We start from the raw sequence: 15355 nt of genomic DNA, 5'->3' as shown, positions 1-15355 counted from the left end.
CAGCGATTATAGGTCATCCAGCCTCAGCGCCCCCTCGGGGTGCATCACGCCGAGGTGCGCATAGGCCTCCGGCGTCGCGATGCGGCCACGGGGGCTGCGGCCGAGGAAGCCGATGCGCACGAGGTAGGGCTCCACGACCGACTCGATCGTGTCGGCCTCTTCCCCGACGGTGACCGCGAGGGTGTTCAGCCCCACCGGTCCGCCGCGGAACCGGCGCACGACCGCGTCGAGCACGGCACGGTCGAGGCGGTCGAGGCCGATGGCATCCACGTCGTACAGCTCGAGCGCGGCGTTGACGTCGGCGGTGGTGGCACGCGGCAGCGCGCCGTCTCGCTCACCGTGGACGATGACGTAGTCGCGCACGCGCCGCAGCAGGCGGTTGGCGATGCGGGGCGTGCCGCGCGAGCGACGGGCGATCTCGGCGCGCGCGTACGCGGGCAGCTGGATGTCGAGCACCGCCGCCGATCGGGCGATCACCTGCTCGAGCTCGCCGGGTTCGTAGTACTCGAGGTGGGCGGTGAAGCCGAACCGGTCGCGCAGCGGGTTGGGCAGCATGCCCGAGCGGGTCGTCGCCCCCACGAGGGTGAACGGGGCCAGGTCGAGCGGAATGCTGGTGGCGCCGGCGCCCTTGCCGACCATGATGTCGATGCGGAAGTCCTCCATCGCGAGGTACAGCATCTCTTCGGCCGAGCGCGCCATGCGGTGGATCTCGTCGATGAACAGCACTTCGCCGGGCGTGAGGCTCGACAGCAGCGCGGCGAGGTCGCCGGCGTGCTGGATGGCCGGACCGCTCGACATGCGCAGCGGTCGCTCGCTCTCGTGCGCGACGATCATCGCGAGGGTGGTCTTGCCCAGGCCCGGAGGGCCCGACAGCAGGATGTGGTCGGCGGGGCGCTGCTGGATGCGGGCGGCGTCCAGCAGCAGCTGCAGCTGGCCGCGCACCTTCTGCTGCCCGACGAACTCGCCGAGCGACGTCGGACGCAGCGCGCCCTCGACGGCGAGCTCGGTCTGGTCTTCCGCGGCGGCGGGGTCGCGGCCGTCAGACACCGCGCGGCTCCGGGCGGGCGGGGCCGAGGTGGGCGAGCGCCTGCTTGAGCAGGGCCGGCACGGATGCCGCGTCGGCGGGCGCCTCGGCCATCACGGTGGTGACGACCTCGGCCGAGATCCGCTCGTTCCAGCCCAGGGCGACGAGGGCCGCGATCACCTGCGGCGCGAGGGCGCCCGGGGCGGCGGCGGGCCGCGAGGTGCTGGCGGCCACGGCGGTGAGCTTGCCGGCCAGCTGCACGACGATGAGCTTGGCCGTCTTCGGGCCGATCCCCGACACGCGCCGGAACGGGGCGTCGTCCTCGGCGGCCACGGCATCCGCGATCTGGGCGGTGGTCAGCGACGAGAGCACGCCGAGGGCAGACTTCGGGCCCACCCCCGACACGCTCAGCAGCAGCGAGAACACGCCGAGCTCCTCGCGCTCACGGAAGCCGTAGAGCGAGAGCGCGTCTTCGCGCACGATGAGGGTCGTGTGCAGCACGATGTCGTCGCCGATGTGGAACTCGCGGGCGACCTGGGCGGTGACCGCGACGGCGAAGCCGACGCCGCCGACGTCGATGACGACGCTCTCGGAGTCGAGATGCAGCACGCGGCCGCGCAGTGACGAGATCATGCCACAAGCCTAGAGCAGGATTCGCAGATTTGTTCGAGCGACACGCATGTCGACCTCATCGCCGGGCGCCGCGCTCCGCGTCGGCCCAGGCCCGCTGGGCGGGTGTGAGCGCGCCGCCGCCGGCCGCCGGGGCCGCACCGCCGCCGCGCCAGGCGTGGCACAGGGCGAGCGCGAGCGCGTCGGCGGCATCCGCCGGCTGCGGCAGGGCGTCCAGCCGCAGCACCCGGGCCACCATCGTCTGCACCTGCCGCTTGTCGGCCGCGCCGTAGCCGCTGATGGCCGCCTTCACCTCGGAGGGGGTGTGGGTGTGGGCGGGCAGTCCGCGCTCGGCGGCCACGAGCAGCGCGATGCCGCTGGCCTGGGCGGTGCCCATCACGCTGTGACGGTTGTTCTGGGCGAACACGCGCTCCACGGCCACCACATCGGGCCGGTGCTCGTCGAGCACGGCGCGGATGCCTTCGGCGATGGCGTGCAGGCGCCGCTCGATCGGCAGATCGGGAGACGAACGCACCACCCCGACGTGCACGAGCGACGCCGAGCGGTCACGGGCGACATCGACCACGCCCACCCCGCAACGGGTGAGGCCGGGATCGACCCCGAGAACGCGAAGAGCGGATGCCACTCCCCCACGCTACGTGCGGGCAGGCGGCATCCGCTCCAGAAACGCGGACCGCAGTGCGGGTCACTCGTCCTGTTCGAGCTCGGCCTGCACCTCGGGGGTCAGGTCGAAATTGCTGAAGACGTTCTGCACGTCGTCGCTGTCTTCGAGGGCGTCGATGAGACGGAAGATCTTGCGCGCGGTCTCGGCGTCGACCTCGACCTTGAGCGAGGGCACGAACTCGGCGTCGGCCGACTCGTACTCGATGCCGGCCTCCTGGATCGCCGTGCGCACCGCGACGAGGTCGGACGGGTCGGTGATGACCTCGAAGCCCTCGGCGTGGGGCTCGATCTCCTCGGCACCGGCCTCCAGCGCCGCCAGCATGACGTCGTCTTCGGTCGTGCCCTCACCGGAGACGACGATGACGCCCTTGCGGTGGAAGTTGTAGGCGACCGAACCGGGGTCCGCCAGCGTGCCGCCGTTGCGCGAGAGCGCCGTGCGCACCTCGGCAGCGGCGCGGTTCTTGTTGTCGGTCAGACACTCGATGAGCAGCGCCACGCCGTTGGGGCCGTAGCCCTCGTACATGATCGAGGCGTAGTCGACCGACTCGCCGCCGATGCCCGCGCCGCGCTTGATCGCGCGGTCGATGTTGTCCTTGGGCACCGAGGTCTTCTTGGCCTTGAGCACGGCGTCGAACAGGGTCGGGTTGCCCTGCAGGTCCGCCCCGCCGAGCTTCGCGGCGACCTCGATGTTCTTGATGAGCTTGGCCCACGACTTGGCACGACGCGAGTCGATGACAGCCTTCTTGTGCTTGGTCGTGGCCCATTTGGAGTGTCCGGACATGCGCTCGATTTTACAGGGCAACTCGCCGCTGCCGATGCGGGCATGCGGACGGCGTGCTCACGGCGCGCTCACCGCGTGCTCACGCCGCGCGGACGAGATCCAGGAACAGCTCGTGGAAGCGGGTCTCGCCGGCCACCTCGGGGTGGAAGGCGGTGGCCAGCAGCGCCTGCTGGCGCACCGCCACCACACCGCCGCCGGGGAGCGTCGCGATGGCGTGCGCCCGCGGCCCGACCCGTGTCGCCAACGGCGCGCGGATGAACGCGGCCTGGACGGGCGCGTCGAAGCCGACGACGTCGAGGGCCGTTTCGAACGACTCCACCTGGCCGCCGAAGGCGTTGCGCTCCACGTCGACATCGAGGCCGCCGATGCTCTGCTGACCGGCGATCGGGTTCACGATGCGGTCGGCGAGCAGGATCATCCCCGCGCACGTGCCGTACACCGGAAGCCCGGCCGCAACGGCATCCCGCAGCGGCTGCTGCATGCCGAAGGCGCGGATCAGCTTGTCGATGACGCTCGACTCGCCGCCCGGCAGCACGAGCCCGTCGACGGATGCCAGTTCGTCGGGGCGCCGCACCGACACCACCTCGGCACCGAGCGCGGTCAGCACCCGGCGATGCTCGCGCACGTCGCCCTGCAGGGCGAGCACGCCGACCCGGGGGCTACCAGCCACGCTCGGCGAGGCGGTGCGGGGCGGGCAGATCGGCGACGTTGATGCCGACCATCGCCTCCCCCAGCCCGCGCGACACGTCGGCGACGACCTTCGGGTCGTCGAAGAAGGTGGTCGCCTTCACGATGGCCGCCGCCCGCGCGGCCGGATCGCCCGACTTGAAGATGCCGGAGCCCACGAACACGCCGTCGGCTCCCAGCTGCATCATCATCGCGGCATCCGCGGGGGTGGCCACGCCCCCGGCGACGAACAGCACCACCGGCAGCGTGCCGGTGGCCGCGATCTCGGCGACCAGCTCGTAGGGCGCCTGCAGCTCTTTGGCGGCGACGTAGAGCTCGTCGGCCGGGAGGGCGGTCAGCGCGGCGATCTCGCCGCGGATCCGCCGGATGTGCTTCATCGCCTCCGAGACGTCGCCGGTGCCCGCCTCGCCCTTGGAGCGGATCATCGCCGCGCCTTCGTTGATGCGACGGAGCGCCTCGCCCAGGTTCGTCGCGCCGCACACGAAGGGCACCGTGAAGCCCCACTTGTCGATGTGATTGACGTAGTCGGCCGGCGAGAGCACCTCCGACTCGTCGATGTAGTCCACGCCCAGCTCCTGCAGCACCTGGGCCTCGACGAAGTGGCCGATGCGCGCCTTGGCCATCACCGGGATCGAGACGGCCTCGATGATTCCGTCGATCATGTCGGGATCGCTCATGCGCGACACCCCGCCCTGGGCCCGGATGTCAGCGGGCACCCGCTCGAGAGCCATGACGGCCACGGCCCCGGCATCCTCGGCGATCTTGGCCTGGTCGGGGGTGACGACGTCCATGATGACGCCGCCCTTGAGCATCTCGGCGAGGCCCCGCTTGACGCGTGACGATCCGGTGGTGGCAGTGGACACGGGGGCTCCTTCGAAGATGACGACGTTTGACCTAGGCCAAAAACTACCATGTTCCACCACCTAGACTCGTCAGGGCCGGCCAGCGGCGAACCCGCCGGCCACGGAGGCAACACCGCCACGAGCGAAGGAGGGCGCATGACCGCCGAGATCACCGGCACGACCGCCGGCGACATCGCCGACAGCGTGCGCGAACTCGTCGACCGCGGCGCCCTCGCCGCCGGAGCTCCCCTGCCTCCCGTGCGCACCCTCGCCGACGACCTCGGCGTCAACCGCAACACCGTCGTCGCCGCCTACAAGCAGCTCACCGCCGCCGGGGTCGTCGTCACCCGCGGCCGCGCCGGCACCCGCGTCGCCCGACGCGCGCCCATCGCGCAGGAGGGCTTCGCCCAGGGCAGCGTGCTGCGCGACATCGGCACCGGCAACCCCGATCCCGCCCTCATCCCCGACCCCACCCCGGCGCTCGCGCGCATCGGCCGTCGCACCGTGCTCTACGGCGAGCCGGTGATCGACCGCGGCCTGGAAGGCTGGGCGCGCGACTGGATGCGGGCTGCCGTCGACCCCGCGCTCGAGTTCCGCCTGACCGTCACCGGCGGCGCCTCCGACGCCATCGAGCGACTGCTCGCCCAGACCCTCACCCGCGACGACGCGGTCGCCCTCGAAGACCCCTGCTTCCTGTCGAGCATGAACACCGTGCGCCTGGGCGGCTACCGCCCGGTGCCCGTCCCCGTCGACGCCGAGGGCATGACCGTCGCCGGCCTGCAGGCCGCCATCGCGGCCGGGGTGCGCGCGGTGGTGTGCACGCCCCGCGCGCAGAACCCCACCGGCGCCAGCCTCAGCGCCGAGCGCGCCGCGCAGCTGCGCGCGGTGCTGGCCGAGCATCCCTACCTCCTGGTGATCGAGGACGACCACTTCTCCCTGCTGTCGTCGCGCCCGTTCCACTCGCTCATCGGGCCCACCCAGCGCCGGTTCGCGCTCATCCGGTCGGTGTCGAAGTTCCTGGGACCCGACATGTGCCTGGCCGTCACCGCCTCCGACCCCGACACCGCCGAACGCCTGGCCACGCGCCTGAGCCCCGGCACCACGTGGGTGAGCCACCTGCTGCAGCGCCTCGCACACGCCCAGCTCACCGACGAGGCCGTGACCGACGGCATCCGCTCGGCCGCCGCCCACTACGCCCGCGCGAACGCCGCCTTCGCCGACCTGCTGCGCGGCCACGATGTCGAGGTCGCCGTCGGCGACGGCCTCAACCTGTGGGTGCGGGTGCCGGTGCCGGCGCGCGCCGTGGCCGAGCAGCTCATGCGCCGCGGGTGGCTTGCCCGCCCCGGCGACGAGTTCGTGCTCGCCGACGACGATGCCGCCGCGCACCTGCGCCTCACCGTCCACGACCTCTCCGATGACCAGGCCCGCCGCCTGGCCGCCGACATCCACGCCGCCGTCGAGGCGGCCCGTCTTCTGAAAGTGGGATGATCCCGTGAAGATCCTGTCGATCCAGTCCGCCGTCGCCTATGGGCACGTCGGCAACTCCGCCGCCGTGTTCCCCCTGCAGCGCATCGGCGTCGAGGTGCTCCCGGTCTACACGGTGAACTTCTCCAACCACACCGGCTACGGCGCGTGGCGCGGCCCGCTCATATCCCCCGACGACGTGCGCGACGTGCTCACCGGCATCCAGGAGCGCGGTGTCTTCGGCGAGATCGACGTCGTGCTGTCGGGCTACCAGGGCGGCGAGGGCATCGGCGATGTGATCCTCGACGCGGTGGCACGGGTCAAGGCCGAGAACCCCGCCGCCGTCTACGCGTGCGACCCGGTGATGGGCAACGCGAAGTCGGGCTGCTTCGTGGCCCCCGCGATCCCGGTGCTGCTGCGCGAGAAGGTCGTCCCTGCGGCCGACATCATCACGCCGAACCAGTTCGAGCTCGGCTTCCTCACCGGCACCGAACCCGCCGACCTCGCCTCGACACTGGCCTCGGCCGACCTCGCCCGCGCGATGGGTCCCTCGACCGTGCTCGTGACCTCGGTGGAGCGGCCTGACCGCCCCGAGGGGACCATCGAGATGCTCGCCGTCACCGACGACGGCGCCTGGATCGTGCAGACCCCGCACATCCCGATGAAGGCCAACGGCTCGGGCGACGTCACCGCGGCGCTGTTCACCGCGCACCTGCAGGCCACCGGCGACGCCGGGGCGGCGCTGGCGCGCACCACCTCGAGCGTCTTCGACCTGCTGCAGACCACCTTCGACGCCGGCACGCGCGAGCTGCAGCTCATCGAGTCGCAGGAGTTCTACGCTCACCCCCGCCTGCAGTTCGAGGTCACGCAGGTGCGCTGACGCGGCATCCGCCCGCCCTCACCCCGCGCCACCGGCGCATAACTCAGGCAGTTTCGCGTCTGCGGGCGCCGAATCGGCCCGGACGGCCGATTCTGCCTGAGTTATGCGCCGCGGCGCCGGCGCGCCCGGTCGCGCGGCCGGTTCGCTGCGCGCCGGTCGGAGCGGGTCGCCTCGGGTCAGGCCCGGGGCCAGGCGGATGCCACCGACTCGCGCACCTCGCCCAGCAGCTGCGGCAGGGCCTTGGTCTTGGCGATGATCGGGAAGAAGTTCGCGTCGGTCGCCCACCGCGGCACGATGTGCTGGTGCAGGTGCGCATCGACGCCGGCGCCGGCGACCGCGCCCTGGTTCATACCCAGGTTGAAGCCGTCGCAGCCGGCGACCTCCCGCAGCACCCGCATCCCGATCTGGGTGAGCTCGCCGATCTCGGCGACCTCTTCGGGGCTGGCCTGGTCGTACGTCGCGATATGACGGTACGGGCACACCAGCAGGTGACCCGAGTTGTACGGGAACAGGTTCAGCAGCACGTAGGCCGTGCGCCCGCGCGCCACGATCAGTCCGTCGGCGTCGGACTTCTCCGGCGCCGCGCAGAACGGGCACTGCTCGCGCAGCACCTCGGGCCCGGCGGCGATGTAGGCCATGCGGTGCGGCGTCCACAGCCGCTGGAACTCGTCGGGCACACCCGCCAGGCGTGCCGCGTCTTCGAGTTCCCCGTCGGTCACGCGAGGTCCTCCGCCGTGTTCACCAGCGTGCGCGAGGCGATGGCGCCGACGATCTTGTCGATCGCCTCGTCGACCGGGATGCCGTTGGTCTGCGACCCGTCGCGGAAGCGGAACGAGACGGTGCCGGCCGAGCTGTCCTGCTCGCCGGCGATGAGCTGGAGCGGCACCTTCTGCGTGGTGTGGGTGCGGATCTTCTTCGGCATGCGGTCGTCGGAGTGGTCGACCTCGGCACGCACGCCGCGCTGGCGCAGCTTCGCGATGATCTCGTCGAGGTAGGGCGCGAAGGCATCCGCCACCGGGATGCCGACCACCTGCACCGGCGCGAGCCACACCGGGAACGCGCCGGCGTAGTGCTCGAGCAGGATCGCGAAGAACCGCTCGATCGAGCCGAACAGCGCACGGTGGATCATGACCGGGCGGTGCTTCTCGCCGTCGGGGCCGGTGTACTCGAGCTGGAAGCGCTCGGGCTGGTTGAAGTCGAGCTGGATGGTCGACATCTGCCAGGTGCGGCCGATCGCGTCGCGGGCCTGCACCGAGATCTTCGGGCCGTAGAAGGCGGCGCCGCCCGGGTCGGGCACCAGTTCCAGTCCGGAGCCCTCGGCCACCTCGCGCAGGGTCGCGGTGGCGTCAGCCCAGAGCGCGTCGTCGCCGATGAACTTCGGGTTGCCGTCCTCCTTGGTCGACAGCTCGAGGTAGAAGTCGTTGAGGCCGTAGTCGCGCAGCGTCTGCAGCACGAACTCGAGGCTGTGGACGAGCTCGCCCTTGACCTGGTCGGCGGTGACGTAGATGTGCGTGTCGTCCTGGGTCATGCCGCGCACCCGGGTGAGGCCGGCGAGGGTGCCGCTCTTCTCGTAGCGGTACACCGACCCGAACTCGCTGAGGCGCAGCGGCAGCTCACGGTAGCTGCGGCCGCGCGAGCGGAAGATCAGGTTGTGGAACGGGCAGTTCATTGGCTTCAGGTAGTACTCCTGGCCCTCGCGGCTGACGTGTCCGTCGGCGTCGACCACCTCGTCGAGCACCATGGGCGGGTACATGCCGTCGGCGTACCACTGCAGGTGGCCGCTGGTCATGAACAGGTCGCCCTTGGTGATGTGCGGGGTGTTGACGACCTCGTAGCCGTTGGCGAGCAGGCGCTCGCGCATGTAGCGCTCGATCTCGTACCGGATGATGCCGCCCTTGGGGTGGAACACCGACAGGCCGGGGCCGATCTCGTCGGGGAACGAGAACAGGTCGAGCTCCTTGCCGAGCTTGCGGTGGTCGCGCTTGGCGGCCTCTTCGAGGCGGTGCTGGTAGGCGCGCAGCTCGTCCTTGGTGGGCCAGGCGGTGCCGTAGATGCGCTGCAGCTGCGGGTTCTTCTCGCTGCCGCGCCAGTAGGCGCCCGCCACGCGGGTGAGGTCCCAGCCGTTGCCGACCATGCGGGTGGAGGGCACGTGCGGCCCACGGCAGAGGTCCTTCCACGCGGTCTCGCCGTCACGGGTGACGTTGTCGTAGATGGTGAGCTCGCCGGCGCCGACTTCGACCGAGGCGCCCTCGGCGGCATCCGCCGACCCGCCCTTGAGTCCGATGAGCTCGAGCTTGAACGGCTCGTGGGCGAGCTCGGCGCGCGCCTGGTCGTCGGTGACGACGCGGCGCACGAAGCGCTGGCCCTCGCGGACGATCCGCTCCATCTCCTTCTTGATCGCCTTGAGGTCTTCGGGGGTGAAGGGCTCGGCGACGCCGAAGTCGTAGTAGAAGCCGTCGGTGATGGGCGGACCGATGCCGAGGTTGGCCTGCGGCTTGATGCGCTGCACGGCCTGGGCGAGCACGTGCGCGGTGGAGTGGCGCAGGATGCTGAGGCCGTCGGCGCTGTCGACGGTGACCGGCTCGACCTGGTCGTCGGCGGTGACCACCGTGGCGAGGTCTTTGAGCTCGCCGTTGACGCGCAGGGCGACGACGGAGCGGTCGGGGAACAGGGCGAAGCCGTCGGCCGGGTACGACACGTCGGACGAGGGCGAGGGAATGGTCAAGGGAACGTCTCCAGAAGGTGGCTCGAACAGGATGCTCAGCTTCGGGCGCGCCGCGCCCCGCCCGCTCAGGCGTGAAGCGTTCGCGTGCCGGTCGCGACGACGGTGATCCGGCGGTGTTCCATGCACCGAGTCTATCGCCGCCGCCTCTCCCGTTCGGCTCGGGCTCGCCCCGGCATCCGGGTGTGCGATCCGCGGTGCCGGAAGCGGCCATGATGGATGCCGTGAAGCTCGCCCTCGTCGGAGCCGCGCTGCTGCTGCTCGGCGGCGCCGCGGTGGTCGGTGGCGTGCTGCCCGCGGCCGAGGCGCTGGCGATCGCCGAGCGGGTGTGGCCGATCCTGCTGTTCGTCGTGGCGGTGACCGTCGTGGCCGAGCTCGCCGCGGTCGCCGGCGTGTTCGATGTGGTCGCGGGGTTCCTCGCCCGCCTGTCGCGGGGCCGCACGGTGCTGCTGTGGCTGCTGGTGGTCGCGCTGGCGACGGTGTCGACGGCGTTCCTGTCGCTGGACACGACGGCGGTCCTGCTGACCCCCGTCGTCATCGCGGTGGCCCGCGCCAACGCGCTCCCCGCGCTGCCGTTCGCCTTCACGACGGTGTGGCTCGCCAACACCGCCTCGCTGTTCCTGCCCGTGTCGAATCTCACTAATCTGCTCGCCGAGCACCGGCTGGGCGAGATCGGCCCGCTCGGCTTCCTCGCCCTGATGGGCCCGTCAGCGGTCGTGGCTGTCGCGGTCACGGTCGCGCTGCTGTTCGTGCTGCACCGGCGCGCGCTCACGGGGCGCCACGTGCCCGCGGCGGCGCCGCGGGTGGCCGATCGCACCCAGCTGCGGGTGGCCGCGGTCGTGGTGGCCCTGCTGCTGCCGCTGCTGGTCAGCGGGCTGCCGCCCTGGCTTCCCGCCGTGGTGGCCGCGGCGGCGCTGACGGTGTTCTTCGCGTGGCGGTCGCCCGCCGTGCTCGACGTGCGGCTCGTGCCGTGGAGCCTGCTGGTGTTCGCATCGGGGCTGTTCCTCGCTGTCGGGGCGCTGGAGGCACTCGGCAGCGGGGCGGTGCTCTCGGCGGTCGCCGGCGCAGGAGAGACGCTTGTCGACCTGTGGCGGCTCGCGGGCACCGGCATGCTTGCGGCGAACCTGGTCGACAATCTGCCCGCCTACCTCGCCTTCGAATCGACGGCCGACTCCCCCACGCGCCTGGCCGCCCTGCTCATCGGCGTCAACGCCGGGCCGCTGATCACCCCGTGGGCGTCGCTGGCGACCCTCCTGTGGCATCAGCGCCTGCGCGCCGTCGGCGTCGAGGTGCCGTGGCGGCGCTACATGCTGCTGGGACTGCTCGCCGCACCGCTGATCGTCGGGCTCTCTGTGATCCCGCTCGCCCTGCGCTGAGCCCGCTCGCCCTATGCTGAGCCCGCTCGCCGTGCGGTGATCCGGCTCAGAGGCGGCGCAGGGCCTCTCGGCGGCTCAGCGAGCTGAGCTCGTGCGCCGCGACGAACGCGCGCACCCAGTCGGGGGCGGTGCGGCCGTAGTCGCGCAGCGCCCACCCGATGGCCTTCCGCAGGAAGAACTCGTCGCTGTCGAGGTTGGCTTCGATGGCGTCGGTGAGCAGGTCGCCGTCGACGCGGTCCCGGCGCCCGAGCTGCCCGATGATCGCCAGCCGCCGCAGCCACAGGTCGTCGCTGCCCGCCCAGGCGCGCACCTGCGCGCTCATCGCGGCCGGATCGGCGTCGAGCAGATCCGCCACCCGATGGGCGGCTTCGTCGGTGATGTCCCACCAGGCCCCGTCGACGACGAACCGCTCCACGACGGGGACGATCGCGGGATCGCGGCGCAGAGCCGGCAGGGCCAGCAGCGCAAGCGCGGCATATCGCTCCTCCCGGTGGGTGGCGTCGTCCCAGAGCGCGGATGCCGCGGGCAGCAGCGCCGCGCCGTCACGGCCCGCGATCTCCGCCGCGACGGTGCGGGTGAGCCGCCGTGTCTCGGGAACCGAGACGCCGAGAAACGGCATGGCCGACTTCATGTAGGCCTGCTGCCCGGGCGCGCGGGCCGGATCGGCGGCCTCCCGCAGGGCGGCGCGCACCGCGTCTGCCAGAGCGTCCATCGGGATGTCAGGCGAGCGTGAGGTCGACCTGGATCTCGCCGGCGAGCCGCTCGAGCTCGGCGACGAGCGGTGCCAGGTCGGCATCCGCCGGCACCCGCACGGCCACGGCCGCCTCGAACAGGGTGCCGCCGGCCATGGGCGCCTCGAGCGTGCGGCTGGTGAAGCTGTCGATGCTGAGCGCATGGGCGGCGATCGCGGCAGTCACTTCCCGCACGATGCCGGGTCGGTCGTTGCCCAGCACGGTGAAGGAGAAGCGGCGGCTCTCTGCGGCAGCGGTGACCGCGCCGCCGCGCGTGCCGGCGTGCGTGGTCACCCGCAGCATCCCGTCGAGGGCTTCGAGGGCCTCGATCAGGCGGGGCGCCGCGTCGTCGGGGACGGTGACCAGCACGATGCCGGCGAACGCTCCGGCGAGCTCGGCCAGCTCGCTGCGCTCCCAGTTGCCGCCGTGCACCGCCACGGTGTCGGCGAGGGCGCGCACGAGCCCCGCCCGGTCGTCGCCGACGACGGTCAGAACGAGATCTGCCATGGCCCGAGCCTAGCGGCGCGCTCGCGCGGGCACACCGGCGGCATCCGCCCCGGAAACGAAAAAACCCCCGGAAGTCCGGGGGTTGTTCGGTGCGCGATACTGGGATCGAACCAGTGACCTCTTCCGTGTCAGGGAAGCGCGCTACCGCTGCGCCAATCGCGCCTGTGAAGGCTGTTCAGTTGTGAGCGAGGTGGCGACGGGATTCGAACCCGTGTAAACGGCTTTGCAGGCCGGTGCCTAGCCGCTCGGCCACGCCACCGTGTGTGGTTCGACCCACGTGGAGTGACCCCTTCGAAAAGAGATCCCCGCACTCGAGCGGATGACGAGATTCGAACTCGCGACCCTCACCTTGGCAAGGTGATGCGCTACCACTGCGCTACATCCGCGTGTTCCGGCTTTGCGCCGGGCACTCGTATGACTTTAGCCGAGGTTGGCCAGAGTGCAAAACCGGGGTCGCCCCGCGCGTGTCGCCCGCGCCGATTCGGTACTGGCGCCGGCATCCGGTAGCATCGACTCTCGGCCCCGGATCGCATCCGAGGCAACGGGCGATTGGCGCAGTTGGTAGCGCGCTTCCTTCACACGGAAGAGGTCATCAGTTCGAGTCTGGTATCGCCCACCATCGAAACCCCCGCCCTGTGCGGGGGTTTTCGCATTCCCGATCGTCGCTTCACGAGAACACGCGCCTGGCAGACTCGGCGGGTGACCACCGCGCGCATCGTCGTCCTGTTCGTCCTCGCCGCGATCGCCGAGATCGGCGGCGCCTGGTTGATCTGGCAGTCGGTCCGCGAGAACCGGGGCTGGCTGTTCGCCCTGCTCGGCATCGCGGCCCTGGGCGCGTACGGCTTCATCGCCGCACTGCAGCCCGACGCCCACTTCGGACGCGTGCTCGCCGCCTACGGCGGGGTCTTCGTCGCCGGTTCGCTCGCGTGGGGCATCGTGATCGACGGGTTCAAGCCGACGACGTGGGACTACGTCGGGTCGGCCGTGGCGCTCCTCGGCGCCGCGATCATCATCCTCGCGCCCCACCAGGCCGACTGAGGCGTCTCGCCGTCAGCCGTCGACGCGCCACCCGTAGCGCCGCGAGAGGGTCGCGGCCACGCGCGCGAAGGTGCGCTTGTCGAGGGCGGCGGCCTCACGGCGGATGCCGTGGACGTGCACGCTGTAGAGCTGATCGAGGTTGACCCACGACTCGCGGCGCTGGCGGTCCCACGGCCCCGTGCCGATGCTCACGTGACGGGCGACCGCGCCCGGACTGGTGGGGGCCTTGCTGGTGAGCTTCACGGCGTAGACGCGCAGCGCGTCGTGCGGGGCGACCACCAGCAGCGGACGATCCTTGCCTTCGGTGGGCGACTCGGCGAAGGGCACCCAGCCCCACACGATCTCCCCCGCGTCCGCTCCGCCGTTGCGCAGCGGGGCGTAACGCAGCCGCAGCGCCAGGCGTGACGGATCGGCGACCTGCCAGGTCGCCGTGACGCCCTGCGCGCCGGCCACGGTGGCACGGGTGGGCTGACGGGCGGCGGTGCGTCGCGGGCGGCCGAGCAGGCGCCCGATCCACGAGAAGATTCCCATTCGACGGATGCTAGCGCGCCCGGCATCCACGATCGGCACGCCCCGGCATCCACCCGGCACACGCCGAAGGGCGCCGGGCCGAAGCCCAGCGCCCTCCGTGCGGTGTGGTGGTGCGGTGTGACGCCGGCCGTCAGGCGCGGGCGTCGGTGAGGACGTAGCCCTCTTCGCCGTGCACGACCGTGTCGATGCCGGCGACCTCGTCCTCGTTCTTGACGCGGAAGCCGATCGTCTTCTCGATCGCGAAGCCGATGACGTAGGCCAGCACGAAGGAGTAGACCAGCACGCTGACCGCGGCGATCGCCTGGACGATGAGCTGCGACGCGTCGCCGCCCATGAACAGACCGGTGTTGTTGGCGAAGAAGCCGAGGTACAGCGTTCCGATGAGACCACCGACGAGGTGGATGCCCACCACGTCGAGCGAGTCGTCGAAGCCCCACTTGTACTTGAGCTCGATGGCCAGGGCGCACACGGCGCCGGCCAGCAGGCCCAGCACGATGGCCCACACCGGGTGCAGCGACGCGCACGCCGGGGTGATGGCGACCAGGCCCGCGACGGCGCCGGAGGCGGCGCCGACGGAGGTGGGCTTGCCGTCCTTGATCTTCTCGACGAGGAGCCAGGCCAGCAGCGCGGCGGCCGGGGCGGCGATCGTGTTGATGAACGCGAGAGCGGCGGTGCCGTCGGCGGCGAGCTCGGAGCCCGCGTTGAAGCCGAACCAGCCGAACCACAGCAGACCGGCGCCCAGGAGGACGAACGGCGGGTTGTGGGGGACGTGCACGCCCTTCTGGAAGCCGACACGACGGCCGAGCACCAGAGCGAGCGCGAGGGCTGCGGCACCGGCGTTGATGTGCACCGCGGTGCCACCGGCGAAGTCGATCGCGCCGACGCCGAAGACGTCCTGGAGGCCCTTGGTGATCCAGCCGCCGTAGGCGAAGCTGCCGTCCTCGGCCAGGCCGAAGTTGAACACCCAGCTGGCCACCGGGAAGTAGACGATCGTCGCCCACAGGCCGGCGAAGATCATCCACGAGCCGAACTTGGCACGGTCGGCGATGGCGCCGGAGACCAGCGCGACGGTGAGAATGGCGAACGTCGCCTGGAAGCAGACGAAGGCCATGGGCGGGTACGCGGCGCCCTCGGGCGTCTCGAGCAGGCTGTTCAGGCCGAGCGCGCTCCAGTCGATCGCCCAGGGTGCCACGGTGCCTTCAGCGGCCGGGAAGGCGATGGCGTAGCCGTAGAGCACCCACAGCACGCCGATCAGACCGAGGGCGCCGAAGCTGAGCATCATCATGCTGATGACGCTCTTGGCCTTGACGAGGCCGCCGTAGAAGAAAGCGAGGCCGGGCGTCATCAGCAGGACGAGCGCGGCTGCTATGAGCATGAATGCGGTGTTGCCTTGATCCATGTCGAAGGGAAACCTCTCTGCAGGGACGCAGGTGTAGCGTCGGGTCCCCCCAGTGTCGGGCGCTCCGATTTCCCCCGCCG

General features: G+C 71.4%; 16 protein-coding genes and 4 tRNA genes. 5 read left to right on the top strand and 15 right to left on the bottom strand.

Annotated features, from left to right (window positions below):
* Positions 1-6 precede the first annotated feature (6 nt).
* The 6 genes from ruvB to pdxS all read right to left on the bottom strand — a co-directional run bounded on the left by ruvB (position 7) and on the right by pdxS (position 4648).
* Positions 7-1047 carry a Holliday junction branch migration DNA helicase RuvB gene (gene ruvB, locus N3K63_RS07370; RefSeq protein WP_261579512.1) on the bottom strand — a complete coding sequence of 347 codons (1041 nt, stop codon included), beginning with the start codon at positions 1045-1047 and terminating at the stop codon, positions 7-9.
* Complete coding sequence (gene ruvA / locus N3K63_RS07365) at positions 1040-1657, bottom strand: Holliday junction branch migration protein RuvA (RefSeq protein ID WP_261579511.1); 618 nt, start codon at positions 1655-1657, stop codon at positions 1040-1042. Before ruvA ends, ruvB begins: the two co-directional genes overlap by 8 nt.
* Before the next feature lie 55 nt (positions 1658-1712).
* The gene (gene ruvC / locus N3K63_RS07360; RefSeq protein WP_261579510.1) at positions 1713-2279 is read right to left on the bottom strand and encodes a crossover junction endodeoxyribonuclease RuvC; all 567 of its coding nucleotides are present in this window, start codon (positions 2277-2279) and stop codon (positions 1713-1715) included.
* Between the two features lie 60 nt (positions 2280-2339).
* A complete protein-coding gene (locus N3K63_RS07355; protein WP_261579509.1) occupies positions 2340-3098 on the bottom strand; it encodes a YebC/PmpR family DNA-binding transcriptional regulator in 759 nt (252 codons plus the stop codon).
* Positions 3099-3177: 79 nt separating this feature from the next.
* Positions 3178-3768, bottom strand: a complete 591-nt coding sequence (gene pdxT, locus N3K63_RS07350; protein ID WP_261579508.1) for a pyridoxal 5'-phosphate synthase glutaminase subunit PdxT — start codon at positions 3766-3768, stop codon at positions 3178-3180.
* Positions 3758-4648, bottom strand: coding sequence for a pyridoxal 5'-phosphate synthase lyase subunit PdxS (pdxS, locus tag N3K63_RS07345; RefSeq protein ID WP_261579507.1), 891 nt, complete (start codon positions 4646-4648; stop codon positions 3758-3760). Before pdxS ends, pdxT begins: the two co-directional genes overlap by 11 nt.
* 135 nt (positions 4649-4783) lie before the next feature.
* On the opposite strand from pdxS, the gene N3K63_RS07340 reads away from it, so the two are divergent.
* Both N3K63_RS07340 and pdxY read left to right on the top strand, forming a co-directional pair.
* Positions 4784-6115, top strand: coding sequence for an aminotransferase class I/II-fold pyridoxal phosphate-dependent enzyme (locus N3K63_RS07340; protein ID WP_261579506.1), 1332 nt, complete (start codon positions 4784-4786; stop codon positions 6113-6115).
* Between the two features lie 4 nt (positions 6116-6119).
* Positions 6120-6971, top strand: coding sequence for a pyridoxal kinase PdxY (gene pdxY / locus N3K63_RS07335; RefSeq protein WP_261579505.1), 852 nt, complete (start codon positions 6120-6122; stop codon positions 6969-6971).
* Positions 6972-7147: 176 nt separating this feature from the next.
* On the opposite strand, the gene N3K63_RS07330 is transcribed toward pdxY, so the two are convergent.
* Together N3K63_RS07330 and thrS are read right to left on the bottom strand one after the other, a co-directional pair.
* Positions 7148-7690, bottom strand: a complete 543-nt coding sequence (locus N3K63_RS07330; RefSeq protein WP_261579504.1) for an HIT family protein — start codon at positions 7688-7690, stop codon at positions 7148-7150.
* Positions 7687-9696 carry a threonine--tRNA ligase gene (gene thrS, locus N3K63_RS07325; protein ID WP_261579503.1) on the bottom strand — a complete coding sequence of 670 codons (2010 nt, stop codon included), beginning with the start codon at positions 9694-9696 and terminating at the stop codon, positions 7687-7689. Before thrS ends, N3K63_RS07330 begins: the two co-directional genes overlap by 4 nt.
* A 212-nt stretch (positions 9697-9908) precedes the next feature.
* Between thrS and N3K63_RS07320 the strand changes: the two genes are divergently transcribed.
* Positions 9909-11069 (top strand): SLC13 family permease, encoded by a 1161-nt coding sequence (locus N3K63_RS07320; RefSeq protein ID WP_261580064.1) that lies wholly within the window; start codon positions 9909-9911, stop codon positions 11067-11069.
* A 46-nt stretch (positions 11070-11115) separates the two neighbouring features.
* Here N3K63_RS07320 and N3K63_RS07315 read toward each other — a convergent pair whose 3' ends face one another.
* The 5 genes from N3K63_RS07315 to N3K63_RS07295 form a co-directional block, all read right to left on the bottom strand.
* Complete coding sequence (locus tag N3K63_RS07315) at positions 11116-11781, bottom strand: DNA alkylation repair protein (protein WP_261579502.1); 666 nt, start codon at positions 11779-11781, stop codon at positions 11116-11118.
* Between the two features lie 7 nt (positions 11782-11788).
* Complete coding sequence (locus N3K63_RS07310) at positions 11789-12307, bottom strand: glycine cleavage system protein R (RefSeq protein ID WP_261579501.1); 519 nt, start codon at positions 12305-12307, stop codon at positions 11789-11791.
* Positions 12308-12397: 90 nt separating this feature from the next.
* Positions 12398-12469: transfer RNA gene (locus N3K63_RS07305), tRNA-Val, on the bottom strand.
* Positions 12470-12495: 26 nt separating this feature from the next.
* A tRNA-Cys gene (locus tag N3K63_RS07300) sits at positions 12496-12566 on the bottom strand.
* A 55-nt stretch (positions 12567-12621) separates the two neighbouring features.
* Positions 12622-12693 (bottom strand) — tRNA-Gly (locus tag N3K63_RS07295).
* Between the two features lie 157 nt (positions 12694-12850).
* On the opposite strand from N3K63_RS07295, the gene N3K63_RS07290 reads away from it, so the two are divergent.
* Positions 12851-12926: transfer RNA gene (locus tag N3K63_RS07290), tRNA-Val, on the top strand.
* An 80-nt stretch (positions 12927-13006) separates the two neighbouring features.
* Positions 13007-13345 (top strand): YnfA family protein, encoded by a 339-nt coding sequence (locus N3K63_RS07285; RefSeq protein ID WP_261579500.1) that lies wholly within the window; start codon positions 13007-13009, stop codon positions 13343-13345.
* Between the two features lie 12 nt (positions 13346-13357).
* Here N3K63_RS07285 and N3K63_RS07280 read toward each other — a convergent pair whose 3' ends face one another.
* Together N3K63_RS07280 and N3K63_RS07275 are read right to left on the bottom strand one after the other, a co-directional pair.
* Positions 13358-13876: a type II toxin-antitoxin system PemK/MazF family toxin gene (locus N3K63_RS07280; protein WP_261579499.1), complete on the bottom strand. Its 519-nt coding sequence runs from the start codon at positions 13874-13876 to the stop codon at positions 13358-13360.
* A 130-nt stretch (positions 13877-14006) separates the two neighbouring features.
* Entirely contained in the window at positions 14007-15275 is a 1269-nt protein-coding gene (locus tag N3K63_RS07275) for an ammonium transporter (RefSeq protein WP_261579498.1), read from the bottom strand.
* Positions 15276-15355: the final 80 nt, after the last annotated feature.

This window comes from Microbacterium festucae, from assembly GCF_025421715.1.
Taxonomy (GTDB): domain Bacteria; phylum Actinomycetota; class Actinomycetes; order Actinomycetales; family Microbacteriaceae; genus Microbacterium; species Microbacterium festucae.
This window is presented reverse-complemented; position numbering and strand designations above follow the sequence as displayed.

Excerpts from the sequence above, each read along its gene's own strand:
- N3K63_RS07310 (WP_261579501.1), bottom strand. The coding sequence starts at position 12,307 with ATGGCAGATCTCGTTCTGACCGTCGTCGGCGACGACCGGGCGGGGCTC.
- N3K63_RS07340 (WP_261579506.1), top strand. The coding sequence starts at position 4,784 with ATGACCGCCGAGATCACCGGCACGACCGCCGGCGACATCGCCGACAGC.
- N3K63_RS07275 (WP_261579498.1), bottom strand. The coding sequence starts at position 15,275 with ATGGATCAAGGCAACACCGCATTCATGCTCATAGCAGCCGCGCTCGTC.
- N3K63_RS07280 (WP_261579499.1), bottom strand. The coding sequence starts at position 13,876 with ATGGGAATCTTCTCGTGGATCGGGCGCCTGCTCGGCCGCCCGCGACGC.
- N3K63_RS07315 (WP_261579502.1), bottom strand. The coding sequence starts at position 11,781 with ATGGACGCTCTGGCAGACGCGGTGCGCGCCGCCCTGCGGGAGGCCGCC.
- N3K63_RS07320 (WP_261580064.1), top strand. The coding sequence starts at position 9,909 with ATGGATGCCGTGAAGCTCGCCCTCGTCGGAGCCGCGCTGCTGCTGCTC.
- N3K63_RS07355 (WP_261579509.1), bottom strand. The coding sequence starts at position 3,098 with ATGTCCGGACACTCCAAATGGGCCACGACCAAGCACAAGAAGGCTGTC.
- ruvA (WP_261579511.1), bottom strand. The coding sequence starts at position 1,657 with ATGATCTCGTCACTGCGCGGCCGCGTGCTGCATCTCGACTCCGAGAGC.